Origin of the sequence: Salinicola sp. CPA57 (assembly GCF_003206035.1) — a bacterium.
GTDB classification, from domain to species: domain Bacteria; phylum Pseudomonadota; class Gammaproteobacteria; order Pseudomonadales; family Halomonadaceae; genus Salinicola; species Salinicola socius.
The window spans coordinates 35,578-53,622 of sequence record NZ_PZJR01000018.1 but is presented as its reverse complement, the minus strand read 5'-3'; the positions used below and the strand labels follow the sequence as shown (position 1 = coordinate 53,622).

General features: G+C 63.8%; 14 protein-coding genes. 4 read left to right on the top strand and 10 right to left on the bottom strand.

The window, feature by feature from the left end:
• The first annotated feature begins 12 nt into the window (after positions 1-12).
• Complete coding sequence (locus tag DOM36_RS18490) at positions 13-528, top strand: DUF2878 domain-containing protein (protein WP_075570223.1); 516 nt, start codon at positions 13-15, stop codon at positions 526-528.
• On the opposite strand, the gene DOM36_RS18485 is transcribed toward DOM36_RS18490, so the two are convergent.
• Positions 519-2,354 carry a GGDEF domain-containing phosphodiesterase gene (locus DOM36_RS18485; RefSeq protein WP_075570224.1) on the bottom strand — a complete coding sequence of 612 codons (1,836 nt, stop codon included), beginning with the start codon at positions 2,352-2,354 and terminating at the stop codon, positions 519-521. The two genes, DOM36_RS18490 and DOM36_RS18485, sit on opposite strands and share 10 nt — an antisense overlap.
• A 233-nt stretch (positions 2,355-2,587) precedes the next feature.
• On the opposite strand from DOM36_RS18485, the gene fabA reads away from it, so the two are divergent.
• Both fabA and fabB read left to right on the top strand, forming a co-directional pair.
• The gene (gene fabA / locus DOM36_RS18480; RefSeq protein WP_075570225.1) at positions 2,588-3,103 is read left to right on the top strand and encodes a 3-hydroxyacyl-[acyl-carrier-protein] dehydratase FabA; all 516 of its coding nucleotides are present in this window, start codon (positions 2,588-2,590) and stop codon (positions 3,101-3,103) included.
• Positions 3,104-3,116: 13 nt separating this feature from the next.
• Positions 3,117-4,334: a beta-ketoacyl-ACP synthase I gene (fabB, locus tag DOM36_RS18475; RefSeq protein WP_110643973.1), complete on the top strand. Its 1,218-nt coding sequence runs from the start codon at positions 3,117-3,119 to the stop codon at positions 4,332-4,334.
• 92 nt (positions 4,335-4,426) lie between these two features.
• On the opposite strand, the gene DOM36_RS18470 is transcribed toward fabB, so the two are convergent.
• On the bottom strand, positions 4,427-5,185 hold the full coding sequence (locus DOM36_RS18470) for a lysophospholipid acyltransferase family protein (RefSeq protein WP_110643972.1): 759 nt from the start codon (positions 5,183-5,185) through the stop codon (positions 4,427-4,429).
• Positions 5,182-6,096, bottom strand: a complete 915-nt coding sequence (locus DOM36_RS18465) for a sugar nucleotide-binding protein (protein ID WP_075571367.1) — start codon at positions 6,094-6,096, stop codon at positions 5,182-5,184. Before DOM36_RS18465 ends, DOM36_RS18470 begins: the two co-directional genes overlap by 4 nt.
• 191 nt (positions 6,097-6,287) lie before the next feature.
• On the opposite strand from DOM36_RS18465, the gene DOM36_RS18460 reads away from it, so the two are divergent.
• Positions 6,288-7,169: an SMP-30/gluconolactonase/LRE family protein gene (locus tag DOM36_RS18460; protein WP_075571368.1), complete on the top strand. Its 882-nt coding sequence runs from the start codon at positions 6,288-6,290 to the stop codon at positions 7,167-7,169.
• Between the two features lie 57 nt (positions 7,170-7,226).
• On the opposite strand, the gene DOM36_RS18455 is transcribed toward DOM36_RS18460, so the two are convergent.
• The 7 genes from DOM36_RS18455 to DOM36_RS18425 form a co-directional block, all read right to left on the bottom strand.
• Positions 7,227-9,320, bottom strand: coding sequence for an oligopeptide transporter, OPT family (locus DOM36_RS18455; RefSeq protein WP_110643971.1), 2,094 nt, complete (start codon positions 9,318-9,320; stop codon positions 7,227-7,229).
• A gap of 193 nt (positions 9,321-9,513) precedes the next feature.
• Positions 9,514-10,002 (bottom strand): poly-beta-1,6-N-acetyl-D-glucosamine biosynthesis protein PgaD, encoded by a 489-nt coding sequence (gene pgaD / locus DOM36_RS18450; protein WP_110643970.1) that lies wholly within the window; start codon positions 10,000-10,002, stop codon positions 9,514-9,516.
• 14 nt (positions 10,003-10,016) lie between these two features.
• Positions 10,017-11,303: a poly-beta-1,6-N-acetyl-D-glucosamine synthase gene (pgaC, locus tag DOM36_RS18445; protein WP_110643969.1), complete on the bottom strand. Its 1,287-nt coding sequence runs from the start codon at positions 11,301-11,303 to the stop codon at positions 10,017-10,019.
• A complete protein-coding gene (gene pgaB / locus DOM36_RS18440; protein ID WP_157958682.1) occupies positions 11,300-13,510 on the bottom strand; it encodes a poly-beta-1,6-N-acetyl-D-glucosamine N-deacetylase PgaB in 2,211 nt (736 codons plus the stop codon). Before pgaB ends, pgaC begins: the two co-directional genes overlap by 4 nt.
• Positions 13,511-13,533: 23 nt before the next feature.
• The gene (gene pgaA, locus DOM36_RS18435; protein WP_157958681.1) at positions 13,534-15,609 is read right to left on the bottom strand and encodes a poly-beta-1,6 N-acetyl-D-glucosamine export porin PgaA; all 2,076 of its coding nucleotides are present in this window, start codon (positions 15,607-15,609) and stop codon (positions 13,534-13,536) included.
• A 404-nt stretch (positions 15,610-16,013) separates the two neighbouring features.
• Entirely contained in the window at positions 16,014-16,613 is a 600-nt protein-coding gene (ssb, locus tag DOM36_RS18430) for a single-stranded DNA-binding protein (RefSeq protein WP_075571373.1), read from the bottom strand.
• A 34-nt stretch (positions 16,614-16,647) separates the two neighbouring features.
• Positions 16,648-18,030: an MFS transporter gene (locus DOM36_RS18425; RefSeq protein ID WP_198651332.1), complete on the bottom strand. Its 1,383-nt coding sequence runs from the start codon at positions 18,028-18,030 to the stop codon at positions 16,648-16,650.
• Between the last annotated feature and the right edge of the window lie 15 nt (positions 18,031-18,045).

Sequence of the window (18,045 nt, the reverse complement as noted above, 5' to 3'; positions counted from 1 at the left end):
CGCTCGCGAATCATGCCGCCATCCAACAGCCGCCTGGCATTAATCGCCAATGCTCTGATGTTTCAAGGGGGCTGGTTCGCGTGTGTACTGGGCGGTTCCGGATGGGCCAGCGTCGTCATGCCGCTGATTCTTTGGGCACACTGGCATTGGCTCGCCCGAGCCGGCGAGTGGCGGTGGTGGCTTGGGTTCGCAATGACCGGCGTCATCGTCGATGGCGGGCTGATGATCGCAGGAGGGATCGAGATCGAACACGGCTCCCCATTCTGGCTCTGGGCGCTGTGGCCACTATTCGCCACGACGCTGCATCACTGTCTGGCTTGGCTTTGGTCACACCGCGCCCTGGCGGTGGCCTGCGGCATTATCGGCGGGCCGATGAGCTATCTTTCCGGCGCGGCGCTCGCCGGTGTCAATATCCAGCCTTGGGCCATCGCTGTCGAAGCCATGGTCTGGGCCATCATCTGCAGTGGAGTCGCGTGGCGCCTGGGCGGTTCCCCCCAGTCGCAGCCCGGCGGGCAGAATCAGGAATAAACGTTTGCCACGGCCTGTCGCAGCCGATTTTCCACTTCCCCGGCTGGCTGGGGTCGGGCATAGAGATAGCCCTGTACGTGGCGGCATCCTCTGGCCAGCAGGAAATCCCGCTGCTCGGCGGTCTCCACGCCCTCGGCGATCACATCCAGATTCAGACCATGGGCCATCGCCAGCACCGCCGAGGTGATCGCCGCATCGGCATGGTCGTGCGGCAGGGCGCGGATGAACTCACGATCGAGCTTCAGCTTGTCGACCGGCAGTCGCTTGAGATAGGCCATCGACGAATAGCCGGTACCGAAATCATCGATCGCGATCTGCAGCCCTTCCCGCCGCAGCGCCTCCAGCCGCCGCGAAATGTCGCCGGCGCGCTCGTCGAGCAGTACCGATTCGGTCAGTTCCAGGCCGAGCAGTCGAGCCGGCACCCGATACTGCTTCAAGGTCGAGATCAGATGCGACTCCAGGTCGCCCTGGATCAGCTGCAGCGCCGAGAGGTTGACCCAGACGGGCAGCACGTCGAGACCCTGTCCCCGCCAGGTCGCGAGCTGCGCCACGGCCTGGTCGATGACCCAGTTTCCCAGAACCGGCATCAATCCGTGGCGCTCCGCCAGCGGAATGAACTCGCTGGGCAGGATCAGACCATGGTCGGGATGATGCCAGCGCAGCAGCGCCTCCATGCCGACCATTTCGCCATCGTCGAGACGATGCTGGGTCTGATAGTAGAGTTCCAGCTGGGAGCCCTGAGCCAGAGCCTGGCGCAGTTCGTTGAGAATGGTCAGTTGGCGGTCGCCTTCGACTTCCAGCGAGGGGCGAAAACGTCGATCGTGGTTGCGACCGTGACGTTTGGCGCTGTAGAGCGCGGATTCGAGCCGCTGGAACAGCACGTTGGGATCGGCCCCGTCTTCCGGCGCCCGACAGCTGCCGATGGTCAATCCCAGATGCAACGAACTCTCGTCGATCTCGAACGGTTCGCTGAGATGCTGGCGCAGAGTGGCGATCCACTTGTCATGATCGTCGAACGTCGTGGTGCGAATGACCATGAATTCGTCGCCGCCCAGCCGCCCGACGATACCGCCAGCCACCTGGGCGGCCAGGCGCTGACCGAAACGTGCCAGTAGCCGGTCTCCACTATCGACACCGAGACTGTCGTTGACCGTCTTGAACGCATCGATATCGATCAGCGCCAGGTCCAGTCCCTCGCCGGCACGCAGATGACGCAAACGCGACGCCAGCAGATCATGCAGCCGCCGCCGATTGGGCAGCCCGGTGAGCGGATCCTCGAAACCGATACGACGCAGATCCTGCTCCCGTGACTTGTGCCGGGTGATATCGGTGAACAGGCCGACATAATGGGATACCCGTCCCTTGTGGTCATGACACGCCTGAACCCGCAGCCACTGGGGATACTGATCACCGTGCTTGCGCTCGTTCCAGATCTCGCCTTCCCAGCGCCCGGTGGTTTTCAGGGTCTGCCAGTAGCGATCGTAGAACGCCTTGTCGTGACGACCTGAAGAGAGGGCGGAAGGATCGAGGCCGCGGATCTCCTCGAGCGTATAGCCGGTGATCTGGGTAAAGGCGGGATTGACGATCACGATTCGATTGGCGGCGTTGGTGATCATCACGCCATCCTGGGACAGTTCGAGGGCCTGCTCGCCGAGGCGACGCCGCTGATGCTCGAGCCGGATCTGGCGCCAGCCATCGACCATGCCAATAGCGATGACCACCAGCGCCGCCAGTCGCAAGCTCAGCAACGGCAGCACGCTAGCGCCAGCGAGTGCCGCCAGCGCCAACCAGACCAGCGGTCGATTCAGCGTAAAGAAAGGCCACATAGATCGTCTTTTATCGTCGTTATCATTTGCCTGGCGGCCGTTGCAAAGACCCCGTTCCCTTTTTGCATCATGCCCCGCCGGTATTCGCCAGAGCAAGCGTCGCGCGGATCATTGCGCGGCAGATCGCACACGACTAGGCTTTGGCCGACGTGCATTCAGTGCTCGCAGCCATTAGACTGGCCGCGCCTTGGAGACGACAAGGCAAACTCTTTTTCGATTCTCGGAACCATCCAGTGACCAGACAGCACTCTTTCAGCCAAGACGATCTGCTGAAATGCAGCCGGGGGGAACTGTTCGGCCCCGGAAACGCCCAGCTTCCCGCGCCCAACATGCTGATGCTCGATCGCATCACGCGGATCAACGAGGACGGCGGCAAGTATCACAAGGGCGAGATCATCGCCGAGCTGGATATCCATCCCGACCTGTGGTTCTTCCAGTGCCACTTCCCCGGTGACCCGGTCATGCCCGGCTGCCTCGGCCTGGATGCCATGTGGCAGCTGGTCGGCTTTCATCTTGGCTGGCTGGGTAACCCCGGCCGAGGCCGCGCCCTGGGGTGTGGCGAGGTCAAGTTCTCCGGACAGATCCTGCCCAGCGCCGGCCAGGTTTCGTATCATATCGAGATCAAGCGCGTGATCACTCGACGCCTGGTACTGGGTATCGCCGACGGCACGCTGTCGGTAGATGGCCAGGATATCTACGAGGCCAAGGACTTGCGCGTCGGTCTATTTACCAATACTGAGAAATTCTGAGCGGGAGGCTTCCATGAAACGAGTGGTAGTCACCGGCCTGGGTATTGTTTCCTGCCTGGGCAATGATGCCCGGCAGGTGCTCGATGCTCTGCGCCAGGGGCGCTCCGGCATTCGCTTCAAGCCGGAATATGCCGAACTCGGCTTTCGCAGCCACGTGGCCGGTGCCGTCGATATCGATATCGAATCGCTGGTCGATCGCAAGCAGCTTCGCTTCATGGGCGATGCGGCGGCCTATGCCTACATCGCCATGCAGCAGGCGATCGAGGATGCCGGGCTCGAAGCCAGCGATATCTCCAATCCGCGTACCGGACTGATTGCAGGTTCGGGTGGCGCGTCCAGCGCCAATCAGGTCGAAGCCGCCGATGTGATGCGTGAAAAAGGTCTGCGCCGCGTCGGGCCTTACCGAGTGACCCGAACCATGGGGAGCACGGTCTCGGCGTGTCTGGCAACGCCGTTCAAGATCAAGGGTGTCAACTACTCCATCTCTTCCGCCTGCGCCACTTCGGCTCACTGCATCGGCAGTGCCGTCGAGCAGATCCAGCTCGGCAAGCAGGACGTGGTCTTCGCCGGTGGCGGCGAGGAGGAGCACTGGACGCTGTCGTGTCTGTTCGATGCCATGGGCGCACTGACCACCCACTACAACGACACGCCGGAAAAGGCCTCGCGCCCTTACGACGTGGATCGCGACGGCTTCATCATTGCCGGCGGCGGCGGGATGCTGGTGGTGGAAGAACTCGAACATGCCAAGGCTCGCGGTGCCAGGATCTATGCCGAGATCACCGGCTACGGCGCCACTTCCGACGGTCATGACATGGTGGCCCCCTCCGGCGAAGGGGCGGCGCGCTGCATGCGTCAGGCGCTCGCGGGTCTCGACGGCAAGGTCGACTACGTCAATACCCACGGCACTTCGACGCCGGTGGGCGACGTGGCCGAGCTCAAGGCGATTCGCGAAGTGTTCGGCGACAGCACGCCGGCGATGAGCTCGACCAAATCGCTGACCGGCCACTCGCTGGGCGCAACCGGCGTGCAGGAGGCGATCTACTCGCTGTTGATGATGCAGAACCGTTTCATCTGCGCGTCGGCCAATATCGACACGCTCGACGAGCAGGCCGACGGTTTCGATATCGTTCGCCAGCGACGCGACGATGTCGACATCAAGCGAGTGCTTTCCAACAGCTTCGGCTTCGGTGGCACCAATGCCTGCCTGGTGCTGGATCGCTTCGAAAGCTGATCGCCGACATCATCGCTGCCAATGCAAAAGGCGCCCCGCGGGGCGCCTTTTTTGGCTCGTTCTAAGTGAGGTCCAGCTGCCGGAGAATGGGGTCAGGACGGCAGCTCTGCCGGCGGCGCCCTTTCCGGCAGCGGTGGACGCGGCACTTCGGAAATCTCGTCCAGCGTGCGCTCGATCCAGGCTTCCATCTCGGCCATCACGTCTTCGGGCCGGCGCCCGACGGTGGCGATCGGTTCTCCCACCACCACGTTGAGCACGCCCGGCTGCTTGATCCAGTGGCGTCCCCAGCGCTCGCCGGCATTATGGGCGACTGGCAGCACCGGCACTCCCGTGCGACACGCGATCACCGCACCGCTCTTGTTGAAGCGGCGACGCTCTCCCGGCGGCACCCGGGTACCCTCGGGGAAGATCAGCACCGACAGCCCTTTTTCCAGCCGCTGCCTGCCATGGGAAAGCACCTGGCGCATGGCCGCCGATGGCTTCGAGCGATCCAGCGGGATCGGTTTGAGCAGACGCACGCCCCAGCCGAACAGAGGAATGGTGAGCAGCTCCTTCTTGAGCACGGTACAGATCGGCGTCTTGAGCAATTGCAGGTAGACGGTCTCCCACTCGCTCTGGTGATTGGCCAGTACCACGCAGGGCCCGTCGGGCACCCGTTCGCGTCCCTCCACGCGATAGCGAATGCCGCAGGTCAGCGACAGCCAGGTGACGATGAATCGGTTATGGCAGTTGAACAACCGAAATCGCGCGCGTACCGGCAGCATCAGGCCAAGAGGTAGCATCACCAGGCCGGAGACCAGGATCGCCAGAAAATAGCCGATATAGAAGATCACACTACGAAAGACTTTCATGCGCGGGCCGCTTCTCCTCTGCTGCTGTCTCGGCTGCCATTGTCGGCCTCATCGTGATCGGGATAGTGCTGCTGACACCAGGCGTCCAGCATCAGTCCCAGCTCCAGCCGCCAGGACTTCTGATGGATCCCGAAGACATCGAGTAGCCGTCGGCAGTCGAGCACCCGCCGCAGCGGCGTATCATGATGCTGGTTGAGCGCCTGTAACTCCCCAAGCGCCGGTGATGCGCCCACGCCCTCGAGGCGGGTCGCCAGCTGAGTCCGGACGACCGAGCAGAAGGTGAAGACGCTGACCGGCTCCGTGCCGCAGAGATGGTAGGTGCCCCAGGCGCCGGCACCACTGTCGAGCTGCAGCAGCATGCCCGTGATGGCACGCGCGGCGGCCATGACCGACGTCGGGCAGAGCACCAGATCCTGAGTCGCTCGCACCGACTCGCCGCGCACCAGCGACTCGATCAACTCACTCAGCCAGGCATCCTCACCCTCGAGACCGAACAGCGGCCCCAGACGCAATATGAGGTGTCGAGGATGGTGGCGCACCCGCTGGCCGACCTCGACCAGACGGCGCATTGCCGCGTCCCGCGGTTGCGGCAGAACGGTCTCGTCGATAGGGCTTTCCGCACCATCTTCGTAGAGCGTATCCGATACGCCCCAGACCAGCGGGATCCCGAGTGTCTGGCACGCCTCGAGCAACGCTTCGACCCGATCGGCATGACGATAGACCGCCGCCGGCTCGCAGTGGCCGGGATCCGCCAGAGGCGGCACGATCACGGCATCCGGTGCTATCTCGGTCAGCACGCCGACGTCCACCACGGCGGGCGCCGGCAGGTACGCGATATCACCACGCTGCACCGCGGTGCCCCGCAGCGCCAGATTCAGGCAGTGCTCCGCTTGCAACACCAGACACTTCACGATGGCACCTCGACACGCCTCATCGCCTTGGAATCCTTACTCGTTTGGAAAACCATATTCCCATCGTCGACACCGGCACTATGATAACCAAGGCAGTGACAACGGAAGCACTGAACACCTCGGAATCGATCATGACCGAGATCGATACCGGTAAAATATCGACTGCCACCTAGCCAATCATGGAGACCATCATGCACAAGGACGTCACCGTCATCTGGAACGTCGGCGCCGAACTCGGCGAGGGCCCCATCTGGTCCGACAGCCTCGATGCCCTGCTGTTCGTCGATATTCGCCAAGCCAGAATTCACGCCTACTTTCCCGATGGCGGCGAACGCCAGAGCTGGGATCTCGACGAGGCCTGCTGCTGGCTGCTGCCCCGCGAGGGCGGCGGCTTCGTCGCCGGCCTGCTGTCCGGCGTGGTCGAACTCGACCTCGATGCCGATGGGCCTCGCATCGGCAAACGTCTGACGCCGATCGAGTGGCTGCCCGCCGGCGACCGCCTCAACGACGCCAACAGCGATACCCACGGTCGGCTGTGGTTCGGCTCCATGGACAATGACGAGGCCGAGGTCCGCGGCCACCTGTTTCGTCTCGATAGCCGTGGCCTGGTCGAGATGGACAGCGAGTACCACGTCACCAACGGGCCCGCCATCAGCCCTGACGGTGCCACACTTTATCATAATGACAGCGCGCGCCAGATCGTGTTCGCGTTCGATCTCGACGACCGGGGCGAATTGTCGAACCGACGCCAACACATCCGGCTCGCGCCCGGTGCCGGCTATCCGGACGGGATGACCTGCGACCGCGAGGGCGGCCTGTGGATCGCCCTTTGGGACGGCGGGCGCATCGCCCGCTACCACGCCGACGGCTCGCTCGATCGCGAGATCGCGCTACCCGTCTCCCGGCCCACCTCGTGCATCTTCGCCGGCGAGGCGCTGGATCGCCTGTTCGTCACATCGGCTGCCACCGGCTGCCCCGACGAGCCCATGGCCGGTGCGCTGTTCGAAATCGAGGTCGATATCGGCGGCATCGCGACCACCCCCGTGATCATGCCCAACGATTCGTCTCTGTAACCCGGCACAGCGACGAGCTCGACCGGCAGGATCAGGAGTCGACCGAAAGCATCGGGATCACCCGGCCCTGGGTAGCGCCAGCACGCGCCGATAGAAGCCGAGGCAGACGGCGACGAATGCCACCAGCCCCAGCCACCGGGCGGTACTGGCGAAGTCGTCGCCGACCAGCGCCAGCGGCGCCGGCGCCCCGCTCATGCCGATGACGCCGGCCAGCAGCACGCCGACCAGGCTCTCGCCAACGATCAATCCTGAAGCGAGCAGCACGCCGCGCTGGCGAGGCTGCGCCGAGGCACGCTCGACGTCCTCGCCCCGCGCCAGCGCGCGGGCCCGCAGCCGACGGTCGATCAACCAGCCCAGCACGGCGCCGATCACCAGCGGCATGTTGATGCTCGGCGGCAGATAGATACCGATCCCCACGGCCAGCACCGGCAGGCGTGCGGTGCCGCCGCGTTTGCGCAACCCTTCGTCGACGGCGATCAATGCAGCACCGATCGCCAGCCCGATGATGATCATCGTCCACTCGAGATCGTGGGAGAACACCCCCCGCACGATGGCCGTCATCAGCGATGCCTGCGGCGCCGCCAGCGCCTGGGCAGGATCCATGCCATCCCGCGGCATCGCCCCGACGAACCCGTAGGCGTTGTAGAGCAGCGACAGCACCGGCGGAATCACCATCGCCCCGACCAGGCAGCCGATGATCAACGCCACCTGCTGGCGCCAGGGCGTGGCCCCGACCAGATACCCCGTCTTGAGATCCTGCAGATTGTCGTTGGAGATCGCCGCCACGGCGAGAATGACGGAGGTCACGAACAGCGCCAGCGCCGTGGGCAGCATCCGCGCGACGCCGGGATCCAGCGCATCGAAGGCATCGCTGATGGCGGTGAAGCCGAGCAGCAACAGCGATACCAGAATCACCGCGACGATACCGATTCCCGAGATCGGGCTGCTCGACGACCCCACCAACCCGGCCATGTAGCCGCAGGCAGCGGCGATCAGAAAGCCGAACACGCCGGCGAATACCACGCTACCCAGCGTCAACGTCCAGAATGCCCCGCCGGCCAGCTGCGGCGCGGCCTCATGCAGGAAGATCGCGAATACTCCGGTCAGCAACAGCAGTAGTACGCCAGTCAGCGCCAGAATGATGCCTGCCGGCAGATCACGCTCGGTGCGCGGCTGATCTCGGAAGACCCCCTGATCCCCCCGCACCGCGCCGAACGAGGTGCGCATGCCGACCAGCATCGGCTTGAACAGCGTCGCCAGAGTCCATACCGCGGCGATACCGATGGTACCGGCACCGATGAATCGCACCTTGTCGGACCATAACGCCATGCCGGCATCGGCCAGCGACTGCCCCGGCCCCAGCGGCGTGATGCTGGTCAACCACGGGACCGCAACGCCCCAGGCGATCAGGGTACCGATCAGCATCGCCATGCCGCCGACGATACCGACCAGATAGCCCGCGCCGACCAGCGCCAGCGAAAACCCGGTGGAGAGCTGAAACGCCGCGCGCCCCGCCGAGAACCAGACGCTGACACTGTCCGCCAGCACTCGCAGGCCACCGCTGGCGATCGAAAACGCCGCGGCGACGATACCGCCCAGCAGAATCTCCCGGGCACCCGGTTCACCGGCAGACTTGTCGTCATTATTGCGCGAATCGTCCAGCTTGGCCGCACCCGACGTTTCCGGCGCCGATGAATCGCGGCTGCCGACTTCGAGGATCTCGGCGGCGGCAATCCCTTCCGGATAAGGAAGATCGCTCTGCACCACCATTACCCGGCGCAGCGGAATCGTGTAGAGCACCCCGAGAATGCCGCCGATCGCGCAGATTGCCGTGGTCTGCCAGAAAGGGAAACCCTGCCAGTAGCCGATCATCAATAGCCCCGGCAACACGAAGATGATGGCAGAGAGCGTTCCGGCCGCCGAGGCCTGGGTCTGAACCATGTTGTTCTCGAGCTTGTTGGCACCGGCCACACGCCGCAGAACGGCCATCGAAATGACGGCGGCCGGAATCGCTGAGGCAAAGGTCAGCCCGACCTTGAGACCCAGATAGACATTGGAGGCGGTGAACAACAGCGTAATGAGCGCACCGAGAATGACGCCCCGCAGCGTCAGCTCGGGGAGGCGGGCCTCATCGGGAATACGTTGTGGCATGGAGAGACTCTTGACGTGAGGGGCCGACGGAAAAGCAGTGCGCCTTCGCCGATGAGGGCGAAGGCGCAGTCACAGCGCACCCCATTAGCAGTACGCGCAAATCATTAGATGACTATCGAGAGCGGTATTCTAGAACCCCCCGCCTTCCGCGTCGAGGCCATCATATCGATGCCGTGCCTGACGGCAGGGCGCCTCAAACCTCCTCATGCCTCGCCGCCCCGATGATATTGCCTTTCGCGTCGTGTTCGAGCGTCACGCTGCGGGCGCGTTGCAGCTCGGCGACCTGAGCCGAGTTCACGCCAAAGGAAAGCGCCAGTTTTTCAGGCGTCACCGGGGAAGCCGGCTGTCGACGGTCGGCATGTCGGAAGCGGCGATAGTTGTAGAACGCCCAGACCAGCAGCGCGGCACCGGCCAGCACGATGGTGGCCGCGTAGATCGCCAGCGACGCCCAGGCATGACCATGATTGTCGATGACATAGGTGTCGAATCGGTGCACGCCGAAGATCCAGCTGCCGATCGTGGCCAGCGGCAGAAGCAGGCAGAGCCACAGCATCCAGCCGATGCCTGCCACCAGCGCGAAGACGCTTCGCTGGCGACGCGACTGCAGGTCGGGACGATGGATGATTCGAGGCAGCCTGACGGCGCCCCGCTGTCTGTGGAGGTCATGAGGAAACTCTTGCATGGCGATACGTCCTGTCAGGGTTGAATGCCGCGATCCGGACTTTTCCAGCGCGCCCGCTGGCGGCGTGAGGCCAGCAGCGTCTTGGGCACGGCAACGACGGCGGTCAAGGTCGACAGCACCCAATACAGCAGCGGGTACCAGATGACCCAGAAATAGTGGCGTAGAAATCCCGCACGTTCGTAGCGCTGGTCGATGCTCAGGCTGACCAGAAACTGGATCAGGCAGGTGGCACCCAGCAGCAGCCCGTTCCACTGCGGCAACAGCGTGGCGACCTGCCAGCGCGGCGGCAGCGGCATGAACCATCCGATGCAGAACAGGGCGGCAATGGCGAGCATCACGTATGCCCATATCAGGCTGGTGAGGTACTCGAGCGCGACGCCCCAGAAGCGACGCTGGCGCCACGCGAGCAGACGTCTGCCATAGCGCAGCATCACCTCTACCCCGCCCTGGGCCCAGCGCAGCCTCTGCTGCCACAGCCCTTTCAAGGTTTCCGGCATATAGATGTAGCAGAGCGCTTCGGGCTCGAAGCGAATATCCCAATGGTTGATCTGGAGGCGCCAGGAGACGTCGATATCCTCGGTCACCATGTCGGAACGCCAGTAACCGATGCTATCCAGCGCCGCGCGATTGAAGCCCGTGATTACCCCGGAGACGGTGAAGATACGACCGTAGGTCCGCTGCGCCCGCTTGATCAGGCCGATGATAGAGGAGAACTCGCCTACCTGGATTTTGCCCAGTAGCGTCGAGCGATTGAGAATGCGCGGATTGCCGGTCACCGCGCCGACGCGCGGCCCGCCGGTGAGATGCTGCATCATCCAGTAGACGGCAAACGGGTGAAGCAGCGCATCGCCGTCGATGCACACGAGATAGTCCGAGGGCGCCGCCAGCGCGCCGGCACGCAGCGCCACCGCCTTGCCCTGGTTGGTCGCGAAATGAATCACGCGCAGGCGTTCATGCTGCTCGGCCAGACGGTCGAGGATCGCCCCGGTGTCATCATGGCTGCCGTCGTTGACCGCGATGACATCGAAATGCGGATAGCGGGTAGCCAACGCATAGCGGATCGTCTGCTCGACCTGATCCGCCTCGTCGAAGCAGGGAATGATGATGCTGGCATGGGGCGCATCGGAGCCTAGCGTTTCCAGTCGCGGGGTCATGTCTCTGCCACGCTCGCGGCGCAGATAGAACCACAGCCCACCGGTAATCCACATCCAGGCCATGAAGATCGGATAGTAGAACGCGAAGCCGAACATCACGTCCCGCCAGTCGATGGCCACGATCCAGGCTTCGATATCGGCGATCATGGCTGACTCCGGAGAGGGGAAGTTGAGTAGGGAAATTCGTTGAGGCTCATGCCCTCGAATGTCGGCTGAAACGCCGGTTTGCCGGTGATGAAGTCATCCGGGTAATAAGCGAGATTCAATCCGCCGCGGCGCACGAGCTGCTGCATCCAGCCCTGGAAGCGTTGCGGTTCGATCCAGCGCTCACGCGCCCAGTCGTATGCCTGCAATTCGAACACCGTCTTGTCGAGCCCGTCGGGATAGCGCATCACCTGATCGATCAGCGCATTCAACCACTGGCTGGCCGTCTCGCCGTCACGCGTCATGTCCGCCTGATCGAGATACGGCATCGCCATCAGCGCCACTTCGTCGTAACTCTCGAGGAACGGCCCCAACGCTTGGGCGAAACGCGACTCGGCATCGGGATCGAGCACCACTCGCGGGTAGATATTGCGCGCCACTCGGAAGCGATGGCTCAGATTGACGTATTCACGGGCACCGGCGACCGCCTGGCGACTGAAGTCGATCAGCGCTCGGGTCTTGTCGCGAGCGCTCAAGCCACAGTCGATCAGCACCTGCTGAGTGCCGGGCCACCGCGCTTCGGGGGTGCAGGCCTGTGCGTCCTCGTCGGCCGCCAGGTAGGCATCGTCGTGAATCAAGATGCCGTTGATGCCCGATGTGTTGCGGGCCAGATCGGCATAGATCCCGCGAACGATCGACAGCGTAGCGGGGCGAAACGGGCTCAGCCGGCGATAATCGCGATCGGCGGCCTGACTGTCGCCGTCGGCGCCATGCGCTCTCACCGCCAGCCGCTGCTGGCGTTCTTCATCCGGCAGATCGAAGGCGAGCAGCGGCAACCAGGCGTAGACCTCGACGCCGGCTCGGGTCTTCAGCTGCCAGGCGACGCGGTTGAACAGATCGGCACGCATCGGTAGCGAGTGGTTGGGGAAGTAGAGCGACGAGGCCGTGCCGTCGCCATCCGGATCGGCGAAGGCCTGCAGGTAGACCGTGCGCACTTGCAGGGCCTGGACTCGATCCAGCAAGGCGCTGAGATTGGCATTGACCTGATCGGGGTCCGGGTCGTAGAGATAGTCGAGATCCACCTGAACGGCGCGCTGTATCCGCTTGGGCGGCGCGACCGCCTGGGCGATCTGGGACTCGATGGCGACCGGATCGGGATCGTCCATGACCAGAAACCGGCCGAAATCGGGTCCGCTCGATGGCGTCGACAGGCGCTGATCGCCAAGGCTGAAGGTAAATCGGTAGCCCGCCTTCCTCGCGATCGCCTCGGTGACGGCATTGGTAGCGCCGTAAGGCCAGACCAGCGTTCGCGGTCGAATGCCGGTGTGTTCCTCGATGATATCGGCACTGCGAACCAGATCGTCATGCACTCGCCGTCGATAGTCGGCATCGCTCTCGTATTCGCCGCTCGACGCATCGTACTGCCGCGTCAGCGCCGCAGGCTCGACGTTACCCTGCGGGTTGGCCGAAATGCCGCGGTGAAGATCGTCGGTATGCGACGCCACTTCCACCAGCCCGGACGCCTGCATCTCGCGCACCTGCCGCCAGTCGACGAAGCCGGCACTTCCTCGCCCGCGACCGTTGTAACGCACCTCGTTGTCGGTCTCGTCGCCGCCATCACCGCGGATGACGGCGCCCTCGTCGAGCGGCGAGGTCACCGGATCGGTATCGGCCGCGGCCACGGTATCGCCGCGACTGACACGCTCGATCCAGCCGGTCTCCACTGCGAACAGCGCCGGGTAGTCGAATGCCAGCAGCAGCGGAAAGGCTCGGGTGTAGAAGCTTTCCAGCCCATCATCGAAGCTCAGCAGAACCGCATTGTGCGGCAGTACTCGCTCGCCGTTACGAGCCGCCTGGATATCGTCCAGCGACACCGGATGCCAATCGTTGACCGCGAGCCAGTCGAACAGCGATGCCAGCCGCTCGGTGCTGACGGCGTAGGGGTCGTGATCCACGGCGGGCTGCGCATCGTCGCGGACGTCGTGGAATGCCAGCGTCACGAATTGGCCGGCCGGAATCTGCAGTGTGGCTATCTTCGACGACGCCTCGCCCAGGCCACGGATCTGCATAGCGGTCGCTGTCCCGGCCGAAGCGCCGGTCGATCCGACGGCCGGTACTTCGGTAGCGGCGCCGGCCTGCGCCGGTGCCGGCGGAATCGAGCCTGCCGCCAGCGTCACTGCCAGCAGGGATCGGGTGCAGGTCGACCGCATCCGCTGACTCATCATAGCGCCCATCACAGCACCCCCTCGAAACCGAACTGGCCCAGCCAACGCCGCTCGCGCTCGCCCTCGTAATCGTGTTGTCCCCAGCCGACGCCATAATGGATCGACCAGGTTCGGGTCAGTTGCCAGGTGTGACCGTAAGTGACGTCGTAACCCGCTGCGCTGCCGTAGCCGCGCTCCCATTCGGAGGCTGCGCCCAACGTCAGATTCTGGGTGAAGGCGTGGTTGTAACGGCGCCAGGTCAGCCAGTCGTGCTCGAGAGCCAACCCCATCGAACGGGTATCCTCGGGGTTGTAGTAATCCGCCTCGGATTGGCTGTTGTGCTCGGCGGAGAGCGAGCCGATCAGTCGCGTCTGATGATGGGCACTGGCCTGAATGCGCTGGGTCAGATCGGCCGCGGCGTCGCTTCGCAGGTTGCCGTCGCTGATATCCAGCGCTCCCAGTGTCAGCGTGGCTTCACGCGACTCGTTCTGACGCCAGGTCAACTGCGCCTGATAGAGCCGCCCATCCAGATCATCGCGCTCCGCACGCAATGGTGTTTCGGGGGACTGGGTCTGGGTTCGCAGCTGGTACTGCCAGCGATCATCGAGCCACTGCGACCAGCCGAGTTCGAGCCCAAGACCGTGGCTGAAATGCTCTCCGCTCAGCCCCGCCCACCAGTGACGACGCAGCCATTGGCGCTCCACGCCGACCCCCTCGCGGTCGTGACGCTCGGTACCCTCGTCGTAGTCGCCCCAGCGGTATGACTGCTCGACGTAAGCGCGATAGCCACCCTCGCTCCATGGGGAGTTCAGCCGAAGCTGGTACTCACCATCCTGGCTGCCGTTGACGGCATTGCCACCGTGGGATCGGCCGAAGCTGCCCTGCCCCTCGAGGGAGAAATGCTGGCGGTCCTGCCACTCGAGGCGGTTACGCCGAATCGCGCTATCGGTCGGAAACTGCGCCGCCAGTGGCTCGATGGTGTGTTGCCAGCGCGGGAAGTTCTCGAGGTCCTGAGCATTTTCGGCAATGTTCAGCCGGGTGGCCTGATCGCCGGGGGCGTAGGCAGCCGCCAGCTCAGCGGTTGCCTGGGCCTGTTCATACCAACCTCTCGAACGCTGGGCGGTAGCCAGACCATCGATTACGTCGGTGTTGCGCGGCGCCTGACGATAGAGCCCTCTGGCCTGCTCGAGAGCCGCTGCCTCGTGATGACGGTAATTGGCATCGAGCACTCGCAGACGGTCGACTTCGCTACGCTCCCAGTTCGGCACCGGCGATGCCGTCGCATTCGGGCGCGAGCGCCAGATCGGTGTGTCGATGTTCATCTGCGCCAGCACTTCGCCCGCGGCGGCGTAGTTCTCGCTCTCGATCAGCGCGTAGTAGTAACCGGTGCGCACGGACAGCGGCGCTTGAGGATTGGCATCGATCGCGTCGCGGTAGAGTCTTGCCGCGACCTCCGGCTGGCGACGCGCCAGATAGGCATCGCCAACGGCACCCTTGGCATAGCTCGGAACGACAATCGAGTCACGCTGCAAGGCACGGTAGTCTGCAATCACGGCGTCGAAGCGATTCAGTTGGCGCAGCACGATCAGGCGGTCGACACGAGTGCGCTGGCGAGCTTCGCTTGCGGCGGGGAAGCGTTCGAGATTGGCATTCAGCGTCTCGAGCGACTTGACCAACTCGAGATTGCTCGTCGCATAGCGATGTCGTCGCTCGAGACGGGCCTGCTCCTGCGTGCCATCGCGAATCGCCGAAGTCGCCACGTCGGCGTGGAAGCGCTCCTGCGTGGCCTGCGGCCAATCGGGCCGATACTGCTCACGCAGCTGATCGGCGCGGCGATGCGCGCCCAGATTGGCCAGGCTGGAAATCCGGGTCTGAATGGCCTGCGGGTTGTCCGGTGCGTACGCCAGCACCCGCTGGGCGAGGCGCAGTGCCGTCGCCGGGTGCCCCTGCTGCCGCTGGCGCTCCGCGATACCGGCCAGATCATCGGCATTGGGTTGCCCCCTGGGACCGGGACGAACGTCGTTACCGTAGGCTGATGCCGGCGCGTCGATCGCCGGCAGGCGACCGCCCGGAAAGCGTTCGGCGGCCTGAGCCGAAGGCGTCAATAGTGACAGGAGACCAAGTGCGAGCGGCGCAAGAGAATAAAAAGCGCTGTCGCGGACACGGCCAGAATCGCCACGAGAGACCGTCGAAAGGTCAAGACCTTCGACAGCTCGCGCGGCTCGACCGCGGAAGCAGGATGTTCGCATTACAGGATTGAACCACCGTTATTTCCGTTAAGACTCTGATACGAGAGCACTCAAATCCCTGAGTGTGGTGCAGACAAGCGAGGTCAACTTAGAGACAAATGGGGTTTCTTACAAATTAGTAAACAATCATATATTTATGTATTTCGAACGCCTCGGCCAGATCCCGGAAACGACGACGCCCCGCGTCGCGGGGCGCCGAGGTGACGGCCGACGAGTGGGTCGGCCGCACGGCTTCTCTCAAACGTTTTTTCAGATGACCGCTAGAACGGGATTTCGTCGTCGAAATCGTCGAAGCTACCCGGATTGGGCGCGCCGTAATTGGGGTTCTGGTTGGGCTGCGGCGCCGGCTGACCCTGCTGCGGTGGGCGCTGTCCCTGAGCCGGGCGCTGCTGGGGCGGCTGTTGCGGCTGCGCGTTGCCACCCTGCTGCGGTGACGACTGATCGTAGCCGCCCTGGTCATATCCGCCCTGGGCCGCTCCACCATACTGACCCTGGGGCTGGTAGTCACCGCCCTGGCCACCGCCACGGGAATCCAGCATCTGCATGTCGTTACCGACGATTTCGGTCGAGTAGCGATCCTGACCGTCCTGGCCCTGCCATTTACGGGTCTGGAGGCGGCCTTCGATGTAGATTCGCGAGCCTTTCTTCACGTACTGCTGGGCGATTTCCGCCAGCTTGTTGAACAGCACCACACTGTGCCATTCCGTGCGCTCCTGGCGCTGGCCGCTCTGACGGTCGGTCCAGCTATCGGTGGTGGCGATGCGCAGGTTGCACACCGGATTTCCCGAAGGCAGGAAGCGAACTTCCGGATCCTGTCCCAGGTTGCCGATCAGGATGACTTTGTTTACACCTCGGGCCATCGTTGTCTCCTCGCATTCCTGCGTTGCGACGCGTTCACGCGTCGGTTCGTTGCCATTGATTACCTGCGATACTGGCCAGCGCCTCGACATCCAGGTGCTGGCGGTCGACCTTGAGATAGGCCACCTGCTCTTCGGGCACGACCATGACGTCCTCGACACCGGTCACCGAGGCAAAGCGCTCGAGTAGTGTATCGAGCCTGTCCATGGATTGCTCGTCGAGTGCAATGATCTCGCTGGAGAGGTGGCGGGGTGCCGGCATTTTCCAGACCACGGCCAGCCAGACCGCACCGACCGCCGCCGCCCCCAGAAAGACACTTTGCACACCGAAGCCTTGCGACAGTGCGCCACCCAGCGTACCGCCGAGAAAGGCGCCAAAGAACTGACTGGTCGAATAGACGCCCATGGCAGTGCCCTTGGCACCGGCCGGGGCCAATTTGCTGATCATCGAGGGTAACGTTGCCTCCAGAAGATTGAAGACCACGAAAAAGCCCCAAAGTAGAGTAACCAGCGTCACCCGATCCGTGGCGAGTTCGCCGAAACCGAGCAGAATCAGCGTCATTGCCGCGACGGCACCGACGAAGATGGGCTTCATCTGGCGATACTTCTCGGCCACGATGACCAGCGGAATCATGCCGAGGAAGGCCAGCGCCATCACCGGCAGGTATACCCAGCCGTGGTCTGCCGGCGCGAACCCCAGGGCCTCGAGCCGAAACGGCAGCGCCGTGAAGCAGGCGGTCAGGATCAGATGCAGCGCGAAGATCGAGAAGTCCAGCCGTAACAGATCGCTCTGGCCGAGCGTCGCCCGCAGCTGGCGGCGATCGATGCCGACATCGCGATGCGACATGCGCCGCGGCGCCTTCGGCACCAGCTTCCATAAAATCAGCAATCCGCAGGCGGCCAGCGCCGCCGTGAACCAGAATACCCCGGCGAGCCCGCCGATGTCCGCTATCAGCGGCCCGGCGACCATGGCCACTGCAAACGCCACGCCGATGGAGAGCCCAATGGTAGCCATCGCCGCGGTGCGGATCTCTTCACGCGTCTGATCCGCCAGCAGGGCCATGATGGCACCGGCAACGGCACCGCTTCCCTGCAGGCAGCGGCCGATGATGATGCCGGTGATGGAGGTGGCATTGGCGGCGACGATACTGCCGATGATGAACAGGACGATGCCGCCGCCAATGACCGCCTTGCGGCCGATGCGGTCAGATAACAGCCCGAAGGGAATTTGCAGGAGCGCCTGGGTCAGGCCGTAGCCGCCCAGCGCCATGCCGACCAGCAAGGGCGTCGCACCATCGAGATGATCGGCATACAGCGCCAGCACCGGCAGGACCATGAACAGGCCCAGCATGCGCGAGGCATAGAGACTGGCCAGCCCGACGATGGCACGTCGTTCGGTAACGAGAAAACGAGAAGTCATGGAGGTCACAACGTT